The sequence below is a fragment of the Corynebacterium gallinarum genome, from assembly GCF_014837045.1.
In the GTDB taxonomy this organism is placed as follows: Bacteria; Actinomycetota; Actinomycetes; order Mycobacteriales; family Mycobacteriaceae; genus Corynebacterium; species Corynebacterium gallinarum.
This window is the reverse complement of the sequence record NZ_JACSPR010000013.1, coordinates 28,042-42,460: the sequence shown is the minus strand read 5'-3', so window position 1 is coordinate 42,460 and position 14,419 is coordinate 28,042. Positions and strand designations below refer to the sequence as shown.

Here is a 14,419-nt window from a genome sequence, read left to right as displayed (position 1 = left end):
TAGAGATGGATGACGTGTTGACACCCACTGTGCTGAGCCACGAGGAGTGGACGGACCGTGCCCGTGCCCACGAGACGCGCGCTGCCACCTTCACCGACGACCACCTGCGGCGTCGGCAGGCCCACATCAAGCACCCGGTCTATGACTTCCTCTTCGAGTACTACCCGGTCCGCCCCGCAACCCTGCGGACCTGGCACCCGGGGCTCGGGGTCGGCGTCCCCGCCGACGCACCCCACGCCGGGTGGCGGGACTACACGCTTGTCGACGGGTCCTCGGTCACCGTCGACCTGGCATCCTTCCTGTCGCGCCGGGGTGCTGCCGTGCGCTATATCCACGATCTGCTGCGGTCGGTGGCCGACAACCCGGCCCACTTCGACTGTTTCGGACTGCATGAGTGGGCGATGGTCTACAAGGCCGGCCCCGGGGAGATCCGGCATGATCTGCCGCTGCGCCTGGGCCATGCCGCCACCGACGCCGTCGTGGAGGCCCACCAGCTCAAATGCACGCATTTCGACGCCTTCCGCTTCTTCACCGAACCCGCCATCCCGCTGAACCTCACGGTGCTCACCCGGGAGGAACAACCGATCAATGACCAGTGCGGGTGCCTGCACGCCACCATGGATCTGTACAAGTGGGCGGCGAAACTCGGCCCCCTGATCCCCGGGGAGGTGCTTCTCGACGCCTTCGAGCTCGCCCGTGACACCCGGGTACTCGACATGGAGGCCTCCCCCTACGACTGTCGCGGACACGGTTTCGGCGTCGTGGCCATTGAGACCCCGGAGGGTAAGGCGGAGTACGTGGCACGTCAACGGGCACTGGCCGCCCGGGCGAAACCCATCCGTGACCGGCTTGTCTCCATCACGGAGCAGGCCCTAACGGCTACACTTTCCCAGTAGTTCACCATCACTTCGAGGGAGCGCCCGTGGCACGACACTACAGCGGACAGAATAATTACCGACTGTCCAAATCCTTGACCATCGCCTTGATCACCATTGTGGCGATCCTTGCCCTGATCATCTGGTGGGTCTTTTCCAACCGCTCGGATGACACCACCGAGCTGGCGGACGACACCACGGAGACCACCACCGGTGAGTCCGGGTGTCTCCAGGGGGAGTTGTCCCTCCCCGTCGGCGGTGACCCCACCCTGGTCGAGGGAATGGTGGAGGAATACAACGCCACCGACCCGGTGGTGCGGGATTACTGCGTGACCGCCGAGGTGGCCGGTCCGGGTGAGGCCGCGGCGACGTATGTTTTCGCAGGGACCCGTGGGGAAGCCGCCGGTGCCCTGACGCAGACCGGTGCCGTGGCCGCGTCCTCTCAGGACTCCTGGTCCCAGGCCGATACCGTCCAGGCCGGCGTGGCCACGACCGACGGTGCTGACACCGATCTGGAGAACGTGACCTTCCCGGTCGCCGACGCCCCGACCCTGTCCGCCGCGGTCGCCCTGGCGCTCGCCGGTGATGAGGACACCGCGGCCACCGCCCTGGCTGATGATCTTGACACCACCACCGATGCAGCCACCACCACCCCGGTCTTCGCCGCCCTCGAATCCGATGAGCTGCCCGGTGGTTACACCTTCAGCCCTGTCGACGGCGCGGAGCTTCCCGTGTGGGTCATCCCGGTCAATGCGGGAACAGGGCTCTCGGAGGATCAGGCCCGTGCGGGTGCCGAATTCGCCTCCTTCACCACTGACACGGGTGACGCGGGTGAAGCCACCGATACGGCCGCATATGCCACTGTCGTGGACCGGGCGCGGGCGCTCGCCGAGGAGCCCGACGCTCCGGCCGTCGAGGCCACCACCGGGGCACCCTCCGACACCCTGATCGTCCAGGACACCTCCGGGAACATGGACAGGGTGGTTGATGGCACGCAGGAGTCCTACCACACCGTCGTCAGCCGGGTCCTGTCCGATCTGGCCCGAGAGACCGGTGGGCTGGGCAACCAGGTGGCGCTGAACAACTACTCCTCCCCCATCAACCCCGGGGTCACCCGCGGGTGGCGTCCGAATATCTCCTTCCCGGATGCGTCCAACGGCACCAACGCCGCCAACGCCATCGCCCGTTTCGGTACCGGTGGAGTGCCGCTGACCCGCGCCGCAGCGGTGGCCGCCGCCGATATCGCCTCCGAGCACGCCGCCACCTCCGGCCGTGAGGTCCGGGTTGTGCTGGTCACCTCAGGTTCTGCCAGTGACTACAGCGATGAGGCATTCCTGGCTGATATCCGTGCTGCAGGTGGGGACAACGTCACCTTCCACGTCGTCCATGTCGGCTCCAACCCTGTGGACCAGGTGCTGACCGACTACGCCATCTCCACCGGTGGCACCGCCGTCGCCGCCACCACCCCGCAGGACATCGATGCCACGCTGCGGGCAGCGTTCGGTTTCTAACGCAGGAAAACACCCAAGCCATGCCCGGGATTATTCCCGGGCATGGCTTTTTCTTTGAGCAAGTTACCCGGTATCACCTGCGCAAATAGATGATGTGGGAAAACATAGGTAATTTCTACTGCCATGTAACATGTTAAGAGGTAGGCTCTGACTATGACCTGCATCATAGTGTGCGAGCGAGGATCCCCACCCCGCTCCTCACAGGGCAGGCAACAACCCACAAAAGAGACCCACTACCTCGACATTCCAGGGAGCACCCGATGAAGAAAACAGCACCTGTCCGCCTGCTCACAGCCATCGGCGCAGCCGCGCTCGCCGCCACACTGGCCTCCTGTTCGAGCTCTGAAAGTACTGATCTACTCGGACAGATTGAAAGTGGCGCGGTCACCCTGGGCGCCAAATACGATCAGCCCGGCCTGGGGTTGCGCAGTCCGGACGGGGCGATGAGCGGTCTGGAGGTGGACATCTCCACGTATGTGGTCAACTCCATCGCCGATGACAACGGCTGGGAGCACCCTGAGATCACCTGGCGGGAGACCCCTGCCGCCCAACGTGAAACCTTCATCCAGAACGGTGAGGTCGCGATGATCGCCGCCACCTACTCCATCAATCAGGCGCGACTGGAGACGGTGAATTTCGGTGGTCCCTTCCTGGTCACCCACCAGGCACTGATGGTGCGCGAGGACGATGACCGCATCCAGGACATGGACGATCTGAACAATGATCTCATCCTCTGCTCCACCGCCGGATCAGTCCCATCCCAGCGTGCGAAGGAGGCGATCCCCGGCCTGCAGCTCCAGGAATACGACACCCCGTCGTCCTGCATCGAGGCCCTGGACCAGGGCAGCGTCGATGCCATCACCACCGACGCGACCATCCTGTACGGCTACGCCCAGTACTACCCCGGTGATTTCCGCATCGTGGAGATGATCAAGGACGGCGAGCAGTTCACCGATGAATACTATGGGATCGGACTGGCGAAGGGGGATGACGAGGGCACCGAGGCCATCAACACCGCGTTGCAGAAGATGTATGACGACGGCACCTTCGATCGCCTCCTGGAAGCCAACTTCGGAGAGAATCCCGAGGTTATCGAATACGGCACCCCCGGCGACTTCACCGGTATCGAGTAAACACCACCACCCCACTTAAGGAATGATCATGGGTTTTCACATGCCCTCCCAGCTCCGTGCTGAGTTCTCCCGACGCCTGTCCATCATGTACGGAACAGAGGTTCCCGCCTACACCACGCTCGTCGAGGTCTCCGAGGAGGTGAACCGGGATTTCCTGTCCCACAGAGGCGAGGATGCGGAACGACTGGGGTCCATCGACCGGGTGACCGCTGAACGCCACGGCGCAATCCGCGTCGGCTCCCCCACCGAACTGGCGCAGGTGGCCCGGATTTTCGCGGCCTTCGGCATGCACCCGGTCGGTTTCTACGATCTGCGTGATGCCTCGGCTGCGTCGGTCCCCGTGGTGTCCACGGCGTTCCGCCCGATCACGGCCCCTGAGCTGGCCCAGAATCCCTTCCGGGTGTTCACCTCCATGCTCACCGCTGATGATCCGCGCTTTTTCACCCCGGACCAGCAACAACGACTCCAGGATTTCCTGGCGTCGCGCACGCTGTTCCCCGACGCCCTCGTGGAGCTCGCGGATCAGGCCACCCAGGATGGGGGTCTGGAGGACGGGGATGCGGAGCAGCTGCTCACGCTGGCCACCGCCGCGTTTGAGCTTTCCGACGAACCGGTTGATCACGCCTGGTACCGCGAACTGGAGGCGGTCTCAGCCGTGGCAGCGGACATCGGCGGTGTGGCAACCACCCATATCAACCACCTCACCCCCAGGGTCCTGGACATCGATGAGCTGTATCAGCGGATGGAAGCCCGTGGGATCACCATGATCGATGAGATCCAGGGACCGCCCTCCTGGGAGGGCCCGGATGTTCTGCTGCGCCAGACATCGTTCCGCGCACTCTCCGAGGAACGGACCTTCCGTTTCGAGGACGGCACCATCGGGCCGGGTTCCCTGCGGGTCCGTTTCGGCGAGGTGGAACAGCGTGGCATCGCGCTGACCCCCGCGGGGCGGGAACTCTATGACCAGATGCTCGCCGAGGTAGACCGGAGAAAGGCCGAGACCGGGGACACCCGCATGGCCGTCGCCCGCGCGGTATGGGAGGAGAATCTCCCGGCCACCGAGGCAGGGATGCTCGAACGGGGCCTCGGCTACTTCACCTTCGAGCTGGCGGACCAGCCTGCAAATATCGGTGACACGGTCCATCTGCGGGATCTGTTGGCCGACGGTACCGTCACGGCCACGCCGATTGTCTACGAGGACTTCCTGCCACGCTCTGCCGCGGGCATCTTCCAGTCGAACCTCACCGGTGAGGGATCAAAGGACACCGCACAGGAAGGGGTCGACTACAACCAGGAGGTTCTCTCCACCATCATCGGCAGGCCCATCTTCGATGCCTATGATCTCTACCAGTCCCAGGTCGATGACTCCCTGGCCAGGTTGGAGAAGACCCTCAACACCACGATTCTGACTGTTTAACGCTTGTCTACCACCGGAGGACACCACCCATGACTGACACGTTCGATCTGATCGACGACTGGGGCCCTGAGAAGATCGTTGTGGTGCATGACCACCGCACCAGAATGCGCGGGGTGCTGGTCATTGACAACACCGCCCGGGGAATGGGCAAGGGCGGGACCCGCATGCAACCCACGGTATCGGTGGGTGAGATTGCCCGCCTGGCCCGGGTGATGACCTGGAAGTGGGCCGGGGTGGATCTGTTCTACGGGGGCGCGAAAGCGGGGATCCAGGCGGATCCCGGCTCCCCCGATAAGGAGGCTGTGCTGCGCTCCTTCGTGCGGAAACTCTCCAATGAGGTGCCCGAGGAGTATATCTTCGGCCTCGACATGGGTCTGACTGAGCATGATGCGGCCATCATCACCGATGAACTCGGACGCGGCACCTCCATGGGCACACCCTACGAACTCGGTGGTGTGCCCTATGATCAACTCGGGATCACCGGGTACGGCATCGCTGAGGTGGCTGATGAGGTAGCCCGGTCACAGAACCTGGCGGGCGCATCGGTGGCGATCCAGGGTTTCGGGGCCGTCGGTCACGCCGCCGCGGAACGGCTCCACACGCTGGGTTACCGCGTGGTGGCCATCTCCACGGCACACGGAGCGATTGCCGACCCCAACGGATTGAACATCCCGGAACTGGTGCGTCTGCGGGACGAGGTCGGGGATGATCTGGTGGCCTACTACCCGTGGCTCCGGATTGACCCGGGTGAGGAACTGTTCACGGACGCGGAGATTCTCATCCCCGCCGCCCTCCAGGATGTCATCGATGCCCGTGGTGCCGAGCGGGTGACTGCCCAAATCATCGTTGAAGGTGCCAACCTGCCTACCTCCCCACAGGCCCAGCAGATCCTGCACCAGCGCGGTATCACCGTGGTTCCCGACTTCGTCGCCAATGCCGGTGGCGTTGTCGCTGCCGCCTTCGCCATGGACAACCGCTTCTCCCCCTTCAGGACTGATCCGGAGCAGATCTACACCTCGGTGTCCTCGAAGCTGCGTCTCAACGCCACCACTGTCCTGGGTCGGGCGACGGAGCATTCACAGACCAGTCATGATGCCGCGCGCCAACTATCCCAGGAGCGGGTGCTGGCCGCGATGAAGATCCGTGGCATGTTACCCTCCGGGTAACAGTGCCGACAGCACGTATCCCGTGTCATCCCAAGGTTCGGAGAATACCTGGGATGGCACGGGATACGTGGTTGAGCGGGGTGTGTCAGTTAGGAGGTTCTGCGCTTGCGCCGCGCAGCCAGCTCATCCTGGAAGTTGATGGTCTCGGCGTCGAAGTTGTCGTCGATACGCTCAGACGGGAAGGCGGAGATGTCCCCGGTCAGTTCCTTCATGATGCCGGGAACAGCAATGCCGAACACACCCTGGCCACCACCGAGCAGATCAATGACCTCCTCGTTGGAGCGACACTCGTAGACGGTGGTCCCGTCGGAGACCAGCGTGATGCCGGCGAGGTCATCCACCCCACGGTCACGCAGCTTGTCCACCGCCAGTCGGATGTTCTGCAGGGAGATACCGGTGTCAAGCAGTCGCTTGACGATCTTCAGGACGAGGATGTCCTTGAAGGAGTACAGACGCTGGGACCCGGAACCCCGGGCACCACGGATGGTGGGGACGACCAGTTTGGTGCGTGCCCAGTAGTCGAGCTGGCGGTAGGTGATGCCGGCCACCTGGCAGGCGGTGGGTACGCGGTAGCCCACCTCCTCGTCGGGTCCTACGTCAAAGAGGGATTCCTGCACGGGAAGCTGGGGTGACGCAAAGAGGTCACCCTGAAAGCCTTTTTCTTCTTGCACTGATGTCTCCGATGCTTCAGTGTTGGGGCTGTGATCATTCACAGATGTGAATTATAAGCGTGAAACTTATACTCATTCTGGTAGAAAGCCTAGACCAACGTCAAGCTTTAGGCGCGCGACACGCCACACACCACCCCGTAAAAAACATCGAAAGTAAAGTTTCTAGCTTTTACCTTCCCCGTCTTCGTCCACGTCCTGGCCTGGATCCGTGTCGATGAACAGGTCATCCTCGGTCACCCCGAGGCTCTGCATGAGCTTCTGGAAATCAGCATCGGCCTGGGCATCACCGGAGGCGGATTCACCGGGGAATACCTCATCATCGACGGTGGTCTCGATCATGATCCCGAAGTAGGCCTCCATGTCCTCCTGGTTCACAAACACCGCACACTGCTGGAGGATCTCCTCATCTGCGGCGATGGGAAGTTCCAGCAGTTCGGAGAGCATGAGGATGTCACTGGGACGGGCATCGAGCTCCTCCCCCTCGGAGGTGATGACCGAGGCCATGAAGACACCCTCGAAATGGCTGACGATGCGCAGGTTGCTCACCCAGGGGCCGTTGCGGGTGAAGGCATCCGCGAGGAGTTCATGCACACCGGGGCGGCGCGGGCGGTAACCGGAGTGGTACGCCTGGATCCGCAGGGCATCGTCCTGGTCCATCCAGATCGGGAGGACCTTGTTGCCGTCCTCCCAGCGGAAAACCGCGCAGGTGAAACCGTCCGGCTCCATGGTGTGGATGCCGTGGAACTGCAGTTCGACGAAGTTGGTTTCCATATCAGTACCCCAGCTGTTCGCGGGTTGCGTTTTTCACCAGTGAGGCATGCAGGGAAACCACGAGGGAACACATCTGCTGCGCCAATTCCTCCGCGCGCTGGCGGGCCACATCGCTCTTACCGCGGGCGACCGGGTCGGCGACCTGGGTGATCAGGTCGGCCTGACGGGTGGCGGTGTTGCCGAGGGAGCGTAGCTGGTGTAGGTCGAAACCCATCTCCCGCAGGGCGGCGGCGGTGTTGGCGATGAGAACATCATCATGGGTGAAGAAGCCGGCGGCGTCCGGTTTGATCAGCTTGGCGGATACCAGCTCAGCGATGGTCTCCACGGTGACACCGGCCTTCTCAGCGACATCGCTGTCGGTGAGCCTGGTCAGTGCCGGGGCGCGGAACTTCTCTGGGCTGACCAGGGGTTCGGAGGCACCGGCACCGAGGATGGCGGTGACTGAGCCGTTGTCCATGGCCTCGAGCTGTTCGCGGATGACCTTCAGCGGGAGGTAGTTGTCGCGCTGGGTGACCAGGATATACCGCAGCCGCTCCACATCGGATTCGGTGAACCGGCGGTAACCGGAGGCGGTGCGCTCCGGGGTGATCAGACCCTCGGATTCCAGGAACCTGATCTTGGAGACGGTGACATCGGGGAATTCCGCATGCAGGCGTTCAAGAACCACACCGATGGACATGGTCTTGTTCTTCTTGGCTACCCGGGACGACCCCGGCGACTCGGACGCGGGTACCCCGCTGTTCACGTCGGCTGCTGTTCTACGAAGTGCGCTCACGATGGTGCTGTTACCTGCTGGTACTAGAGGGGTGGACGGGGGACACGGGGATACATGTTACGGGTTGGCACCCTGCATGAATGCGACAGGGTATACACAAAACGGTTGCAAGATGGGTGATCCTGCAACCGCTATGAGTTGAACCGTGTGTGCGTAGCTCCCCTACGCTGCCGGGCCGGCGAGGAAGACCAGACGGAACTTGCCGATCTGGATCTCATCACCGGTCTGGAGCACCTGCGAGTTGCGTGGTTCGCGGTTGACGTAGGTGCCGTTGAGGGAACCGACGTCGACGACCTCGAACTCGCCCTCGTTGATGCGGAACTCCGCGTGCCGACGGGAGACCGTGACATCATCCAGGAAGATGTCACTTTCCGGGTGGCGACCAGCGGTGGTGGTGGGCTGATCCAGCAGGAAACGAGCGCCGGCGTTGGGGCCACGCTTCACCACGAGAAGTGCGGAACCCGCGGGGAGATTGTCAGCGCCAGTTGCGGCGGGAGCGCTGGTGGCACCCGACATTTCCTTCAGCAGATCGGCGCGGAAAACCGAGGTGGTCTCGACCTGTGGCTCCGGTGTGCCAGTGTTGTCGCTCATTGAAATTCCTCCGTGTCGACATTGTTCTTAACGTAATTCATCATAGCCCGTGCGCGTGGACGACGGGCGCAAGAACCCTCATCAGCGGTTTCCGGTTTTCTGAAAGTTTGGTGTGACCTGCTGAAATGAAAACCGAATCAGCGAAAGATATTTCCGATTCCACTGATAACCGAGTTGCCGGAGCCCGCCAGCGGGTTGTCGGAGACCATGTAGGTCCACGTCGCGGACGGACGGGCCAGGCCCGCATCATCCAGGTGTGCACCCCGGTCATCGATGACCACGGAACGGAAGGTCTCCACCGCATCATCGACCGCCTGCTGCGCCAGTGTCTTGAACTCCCGCACGGCGATGCGGTGGTATTCATCCAGCGGGGTCTCACGGGCAATGGCACGCAGGTGGATGGATTCGCGGACATCGTCCATGAGTGCCAGATGCTCGGACCAGTTGAGATCCAGGTGGTAGAGCATGATCTCGCGGGCGGCCTGCTCGAGCACCTCCCGGTCCACCGCCGCGAGCTCCCCGGCGCGCTCGGGGGCGCGCTCGGACAGTTCCTGCCACGCCAGATCGGTGTCCAGAAGGCGTGCACGACGCTCGTCGATGATGACGCGCTGATCGGCGAGCAGCTTGTTGTATTTCCAGGTCTGGGAGTGGATCTCCAGCAGTTGGCCCTCGGTGACGCGTTGGCAGTGGGCCACCCAGTCGCGGACGCGGTTGGAGTCGATCAAGCCGGTGGCATCGGGTTGGGCGGTGACGCTCTCCCCTGCCCCGCCGGTAACCACCACATCATCCTGGAGGGAGACGAAGAACAGGCTGAGGCCCGGATCGCCCTGGCGCCCGGCACGTCCGCGCAGCTGGTTGTCCAGGCGGGAGGTGCGGTGGCGTGCGGTGCCGATGACGGCGAGGCCGCCGAGTTCGACAACCTGGTCGTAGTTCGATTCATCGGGTCCGCCGAGGCGGATGTCGGTGCCGCGGCCGGCCATCTGGGTGGAGACGGTGACGCGTCCTATGTCGCCGGCCTCGGCAATGATCCGGGCTTCCTCAGCGTCGTTCTTGGCGTTGAGGACGCTGACGTTGATGTCGAGGTCGCGGAGGGCGTCGGCGAGTTCCTCGGATTCGGCGACGTCGTGGGTGCCCACGAGGACGGGTTGGCCGGTGTGGTGCAGGTGGGCGATCTCCTCGACGATGGCGCGGTTCTTCTCTGCCATGGTGGCGTAGATGCGGTCAGCTTCGTCGAAACGCTTGAGGGGGTTGTTGCGTTCGATGACGGAGACGTGCAGGTCGTAGAAGGTGCGCAGCTGGTCGGTGGCTTCGACGGCGGTGCCGGTCATGCCGCAGACCATGGGGTATCTGCCCACCAGTGCCTGGAGGGTGATGGTGTCGAGGATGCGGCCGCCCTCGGTGACGGCGAGGCCCTCCTTGGCTTCGACGGCGGCCTGGAGGCCGTCGGGCCAGCGCTGGAGGTCGGCGACGCGTCCGCGGGAGGCGTCGATGAGTTGGACCTTGCCGTCGCGGACGATGTAGTGGATGTCGCGGATGAGCAGTGCCTGGGCGTGCAGGGCGAGGTTGACCTGGACGAGGGTGGTGCCCACATGGTCGTCGTCGTAGAGGCTGGTGATGCCGAGGGCCTGTTCGAGGGCGGTGGCGCCTTTGTCGGTGAGGAAGACGTTGCGGCGGTCCTCGGAGACGGTGTAGTGGTCGTTTTCCTTCAGGCGGCGCACCACCTCGGTGATCTTGCCGCGGGGGGCGTGGCCGGGTTGGTTGCCGGCGAGGACGAGGGGGACGAGGGCTTCGTCGACAAGCACGGAGTCCGCCTCGTCGATGATGGCGACATCGGCGCGGCGCTGGACGGCATCGGACCGGCGTGTTGTCAGCTGGTCGCGCAGGACGTCGAAGCCGATCTCGCTGACGGACCCGTAGACCACATCGCAGCGGTAGGCCTCGCGGCGCTGCTCCGGTGTCATGGTCTCGGAGATGGCGCCGACGCTCAGGCCGAAGAATTCGACCAGGGGGCGCATCCATTCGGCGTCGCGCACCGCGAGGTAGTCGTTGATGGTGATGGAGTGGACGGTCTTGCCCTGCAGCCCCAGTCCGGTGGCGGCCATGGCCCCGACCAGGGTCTTGCCCTCGCCGGTGGCCATGTGCACCACATCGCCCTCGATGAGACGCAGCACCGCCTGGGATTGCACCGGGAAGGGACGCATGCCGAGGGTGCGGTGCGCGGCGATGCCGAGGACCGCCAGCAGTTCGGCCGGGTCCTGGGGCGTGCCATCCCCGACCAACGTCCGGGCACGGGCGGCGAGGTGGGCGTCGTCAAGCGCCTCCAGGTCGCGGGTGTGCACCTCGGCCTGGTCGACGATCGCCAGGCTGCGTTTCTGATTGCGACCCTGTTTGCCGCCGAGTGCCTTCCAGAACCAGTCGAAACCAGCCACGCTCAAACCTCCAGTGAGCTCGATGAGTACATCCATCCGACTTTAACCCACACCACATGGTTTCCGGGTGGCCGACTCCCGTTTTAGTGACCTGGGTTGCTTGACAGTGCAATCTTGTCCAATAAGACACCGTTTGTGCCGTGACCTGCAGGAAGGATCCACCTAGGGTGGAGACGTCTGGTCTCAAATAACCATTGGAAGGTGCATGCCGTGCATTCGGTGAGTGTGAAGGTTCCGTCATCAGAGGGTCTGATGATGGCGGCCACCCTGGATCTACCCGCGACCACACCGGTTGCGTATGCGATGTTCGCCCATTGTTTCACCGGATCCAGGTTCACGCCGGGTGCGGCGCGGGTGAGCAAGGCGCTGGCGGAATCCGGTATCGCGTGTCTGCGTTTTGATTTCCCCGGCCTCGGCCAGTCGGAGGGTGATTTCTCGGAGACGACCTTCAGCTCCAATGTCCGTGACATCATCGCCGCGGCCACCTGGCTGGAGGACAACTACTCGGCACCGCAGCTGCTCATCGGGCATTCCCTGGGTGGTGCGGCGGCGCTCAATGCGGCGTCCTCGATCAGTTCCCTGCGTGGTGTGGCCACCATCGGTGCGCCCTTCGACCCGGCGCATGCGGTCCTGCACTTCGCCGACCGCATCGGTGACGTGGATGAGCAGGGCGCGGTGGCCCTGACCCTGGGTGGGCGCGAGGTGACCATTTCCCGTGAGTTCCTCGAGGATCTGGCTGACACCAACCCGGTCGACCACCTGCGTCGACTGCGCGCACCACTGCTGCTGGTGCACTCCCCGATCGACCAGACCGTCGGCGTGGACAACGCCCAGAAGATCTTCCAGGTCACCCGCTACCCGAAGTCGCTGGTGTCCCTGGACAAGGCCGATCACCTGCTCACCCGCGACGGGACCGCCCAGCGGGCAGCACGGATCATCCGCAACTGGATCGATCCGTTCCTCGTGCCGGAGAATGAGATCGCCGACCGCGGCCCCCTGCCCGCGGACGTGGCCACCGCCACCTCAATCGGGACCACCCGCTACGCCGACGAGGTCCGTACCGGGCGCCACAGCTTCATCACCGACCGGGAGAAGCAGGCCGGTGGGCGCGACCTCGGCTACACGCCCGTCTCCCTGCTGGTCGCCGCGCTCGCTGCCGCGACGTCCCAGCAGATCCGCCACGCCGCGCGCGAGGCGCGCATCACCGAGCTTGACGACGTCCAGGTCACCATCTCCCGCGTCGTCTCCGGCAATGGTGCCCCGACCACCCTGCGCCGCAGCATCGCCCTGGTCGGTGCCCTGAGCCCAGACCAGCGCCGGGAGCTCCTGGCCGCTGCCGGCACCTCCGAGGTTGAACAGATGCTCAGCCACGGGGTCATCATCGACGACGAAGATTAGTCAACAAGGAGTAGAAGAACACACCATGCCCTACGACTACGACCTGCGCTGTCCCTGCGGCACCGGCCTCACCTACGGACAGTGCTGCCACCGCTACCACGCCGGCAACCACCACGCCCCCACCGCCGAGGCCCTCATGCGCTCCCGGTTCACCGCCTTCGCCGCCGGTGAGACCGACTACCTGCTGGACACCTGGGACCCGGCCACCCGCCCTGCGGAACTGACCCTCGACGACCGGTTAGAGTTCTACCGCCTGGAGATCCTCGAGACCGAGGGCGGTGGCCCCTTCGATGCCACCGGACGCGTGAAATTCCAGGCCTTCTACCGCGGGCTTGCCGACGGCGTACAGGAGGAGGACTCCACCTTCCGCAAGATGGACGGACGCTGGGTCTACTCCCTCGGGGATGTCGCCGAATAAGGCGTGGGGCGGGTCGGTCTTTCCGGCCGTGCAATGAGCCCTTCCACCTGCCGATTTTCATTTCATGATCACACTGGTGTAACCTGATCACGTTGCCGCAGAGCAAACAGGATGGTTCCCAGCCTGTATTGTGTCAGTATCATGTGGAAACGGCGGACTGTGGCGCAGCTTGGTAGCGCACTACACTGGGGGTGTAGGGGTCGCAGGTTCAAATCCTGTCAGTCCGACAAATAGCAGGCCAGAAAGTGAAGTTCACTTTCTGGCCTTTTTCTTTGTGCATCCTCGCAGGGCAGGGACGCTCAGGGATTGTCGAAAACGCACCGGAAACCGGTGTTCCCCGAGGTGGAATCCGGGGTATTCGAATTGCGGGCTGCCACCCGGTATCTGTTGCAGTAGGAATCATGGCAGAGATATGAGCCGCCGCGCATCACCCGGCGCGCACCGGTATCCGGTCCCTGCGGGTTGATGGAGGAAGTACGGGAGTAGTACTCCGCATCAAACCAGTCCTGGCACCATTCCCATACATTCCCTGCCATCTGCCACAGACCGTACCCATTGGGCGTGTAGGTCTTCACCGGTGCAGTGGTGAGGTGACCATCCGCGGCAATGTTCTCCATGGGAAAGCTTCCCTGCCAGATATTGCAGTTCCACCTTCCATCCAGGGCTAGTTCATCACCCCAGGCATATCGTGCGCCCTGCAGCCCACCCCGGGCAGCGTATTCCCACTCGGCTTCGGTAGGCAGGCGACCACCAGCCCAGGTGCAGTAGGCAACGGCATCATCCCAGGAAACGTGAACGACGGGGTGGTCTTCAAGCCCGTCCAGGGTGGACCCGGGGCCGTTGGGGTGCTGCCAGTTCGCACCTTTGACCGCCAGCCACCAGGGCACGCCGGGAACCTGGCGGAGAACATCATCGCGACGCCCCTGGAACGCTGCGTAAAATACAGCCGAGACACCATAGCGTTCCGCTGTCGTGGTATATCCTGTGGCCTCGATAAATCGTCCGAACTCGGCATTCGTGACCGTGGTGACATTAATGCTGAAGGGGGTGAGATGAACCTCATGCACTGGCCCCTCCCCGTCCGCCGGGTACCCCTCCCCGTGATGATCGCCCATGCGGAAAGCTCCACCCGGCAGTGTCACAGCATCGCGGGAGTGTTCCGGGTTGCATGGAGTTGTGGGATTGACAGGATCTGATAAATCCCGGGTGGTGGTACGCCATTGTGCGCCTGACGGGGAACAGCAGTTACTCACGGGCATCATCC

Annotated in this window: 13 protein-coding genes and 1 tRNA gene; 8 read left to right on the top strand and 6 right to left on the bottom strand. The window is 63.6% G+C overall.

The features are described 5' to 3' along the window. Nucleotides 1–5 precede the first annotated feature (5 nt). The 5 genes from H9627_RS13285 (at nucleotide 6) to H9627_RS13265 (ending at nucleotide 6,102) form a co-directional block, all read left to right on the top strand. Nucleotides 6–896 carry a 3-methyladenine DNA glycosylase gene (locus H9627_RS13285; RefSeq protein ID WP_191734508.1) on the top strand — a complete coding sequence of 297 codons (891 nt, stop codon included), beginning with the start codon at nucleotides 6–8 and terminating at the stop codon, nucleotides 894–896. Nucleotides 897–922: 26 nt separating this feature from the next. Further along, the gene (locus H9627_RS13280; RefSeq protein ID WP_191734507.1) at nucleotides 923–2,386 is read left to right on the top strand and encodes a vWA domain-containing protein; all 1,464 of its coding nucleotides are present in this window, start codon (nucleotides 923–925) and stop codon (nucleotides 2,384–2,386) included. A 260-nt stretch (nucleotides 2,387–2,646) separates the two neighbouring features. After that, complete coding sequence (locus H9627_RS13275) at nucleotides 2,647–3,519, top strand: glutamate ABC transporter substrate-binding protein (RefSeq protein ID WP_191734506.1); 873 nt, start codon at nucleotides 2,647–2,649, stop codon at nucleotides 3,517–3,519. A gap of 28 nt (nucleotides 3,520–3,547) precedes the next feature. Continuing rightward, nucleotides 3,548–4,936, top strand: coding sequence for a 2-oxoadipate dioxygenase/decarboxylase (gene hglS / locus H9627_RS13270; protein WP_191734505.1), 1,389 nt, complete (start codon nucleotides 3,548–3,550; stop codon nucleotides 4,934–4,936). A gap of 29 nt (nucleotides 4,937–4,965) precedes the next feature. Then, nucleotides 4,966–6,102: a Glu/Leu/Phe/Val family dehydrogenase gene (locus H9627_RS13265; protein ID WP_191734504.1), complete on the top strand. Its 1,137-nt coding sequence runs from the start codon at nucleotides 4,966–4,968 to the stop codon at nucleotides 6,100–6,102. 89 nt (nucleotides 6,103–6,191) lie between these two features. On the opposite strand, the gene H9627_RS13260 is transcribed toward H9627_RS13265, so the two are convergent. The 5 genes from H9627_RS13260 to secA2 all read right to left on the bottom strand — a co-directional run bounded on the left by H9627_RS13260 (nucleotide 6,192) and on the right by secA2 (nucleotide 11,339). Next, complete coding sequence (locus tag H9627_RS13260; RefSeq protein WP_006767575.1) at nucleotides 6,192–6,773, bottom strand: MerR family transcriptional regulator; 582 nt, start codon at nucleotides 6,771–6,773, stop codon at nucleotides 6,192–6,194. A 162-nt stretch (nucleotides 6,774–6,935) separates the two neighbouring features. Then, the gene (locus H9627_RS13255; RefSeq protein ID WP_191734503.1) at nucleotides 6,936–7,544 is read right to left on the bottom strand and encodes a bifunctional nuclease family protein; all 609 of its coding nucleotides are present in this window, start codon (nucleotides 7,542–7,544) and stop codon (nucleotides 6,936–6,938) included. 1 nt (nucleotide 7,545) lies between these two features. Then, a complete protein-coding gene (ftsR, locus tag H9627_RS13250; protein WP_191734502.1) occupies nucleotides 7,546–8,319 on the bottom strand; it encodes a transcriptional regulator FtsR in 774 nt (257 codons plus the stop codon). Nucleotides 8,320–8,481: 162 nt separating this feature from the next. Then, entirely contained in the window at nucleotides 8,482–8,910 is a 429-nt protein-coding gene (gene odhI / locus H9627_RS13245) for an oxoglutarate dehydrogenase inhibitor Odhl (RefSeq protein ID WP_191734501.1), read from the bottom strand. 137 nt (nucleotides 8,911–9,047) lie between these two features. Continuing rightward, nucleotides 9,048–11,339, bottom strand: coding sequence for an accessory Sec system translocase SecA2 (gene secA2, locus H9627_RS13240; protein ID WP_191734532.1), 2,292 nt, complete (start codon nucleotides 11,337–11,339; stop codon nucleotides 9,048–9,050). A gap of 210 nt (nucleotides 11,340–11,549) precedes the next feature. On the opposite strand from secA2, the gene H9627_RS13235 reads away from it, so the two are divergent. The 3 genes from H9627_RS13235 (at nucleotide 11,550) to H9627_RS13225 (ending at nucleotide 13,382) form a co-directional block, all read left to right on the top strand. Next, complete coding sequence (locus tag H9627_RS13235; protein ID WP_191734500.1) at nucleotides 11,550–12,737, top strand: bifunctional alpha/beta hydrolase/OsmC family protein; 1,188 nt, start codon at nucleotides 11,550–11,552, stop codon at nucleotides 12,735–12,737. Nucleotides 12,738–12,762: 25 nt separating this feature from the next. Then, nucleotides 12,763–13,155, top strand: a complete 393-nt coding sequence (locus H9627_RS13230) for a YchJ family protein (protein ID WP_191734499.1) — start codon at nucleotides 12,763–12,765, stop codon at nucleotides 13,153–13,155. Nucleotides 13,156–13,308: 153 nt separating this feature from the next. After that, nucleotides 13,309–13,382: transfer RNA gene (locus tag H9627_RS13225), tRNA-Pro, on the top strand. 72 nt (nucleotides 13,383–13,454) lie between these two features. Here the strand turns inward: H9627_RS13225 and H9627_RS13220 are convergent. After that, the gene (locus tag H9627_RS13220; RefSeq protein ID WP_225213868.1) at nucleotides 13,455–14,417 is read right to left on the bottom strand and encodes a formylglycine-generating enzyme family protein; all 963 of its coding nucleotides are present in this window, start codon (nucleotides 14,415–14,417) and stop codon (nucleotides 13,455–13,457) included. Nucleotides 14,418–14,419 lie beyond the last annotated feature (2 nt).

Coding starts and splice junctions, on each gene's coding strand:
- H9627_RS13265 (WP_191734504.1), top strand. CDS start 4,966: ATGACTGACACGTTCGATCTGATCGACGACTGGGGCCCTGAGAAGATC.
- H9627_RS13285 (WP_191734508.1), top strand. CDS start 6: ATGGATGACGTGTTGACACCCACTGTGCTGAGCCACGAGGAGTGGACG.
- H9627_RS13220 (WP_225213868.1), bottom strand. CDS start 14,417: ATGATGCCCGTGAGTAACTGCTGTTCCCCGTCAGGCGCACAATGGCGT.
- H9627_RS13275 (WP_191734506.1), top strand. CDS start 2,647: ATGAAGAAAACAGCACCTGTCCGCCTGCTCACAGCCATCGGCGCAGCC.
- odhI (WP_191734501.1), bottom strand. CDS start 8,910: ATGAGCGACAACACTGGCACACCGGAGCCACAGGTCGAGACCACCTCG.
- hglS (WP_191734505.1), top strand. CDS start 3,548: ATGGGTTTTCACATGCCCTCCCAGCTCCGTGCTGAGTTCTCCCGACGC.
- H9627_RS13230 (WP_191734499.1), top strand. CDS start 12,763: ATGCCCTACGACTACGACCTGCGCTGTCCCTGCGGCACCGGCCTCACC.
- H9627_RS13255 (WP_191734503.1), bottom strand. CDS start 7,544: ATGGAAACCAACTTCGTCGAACTGCAGTTCCACGGCATCCACACCATG.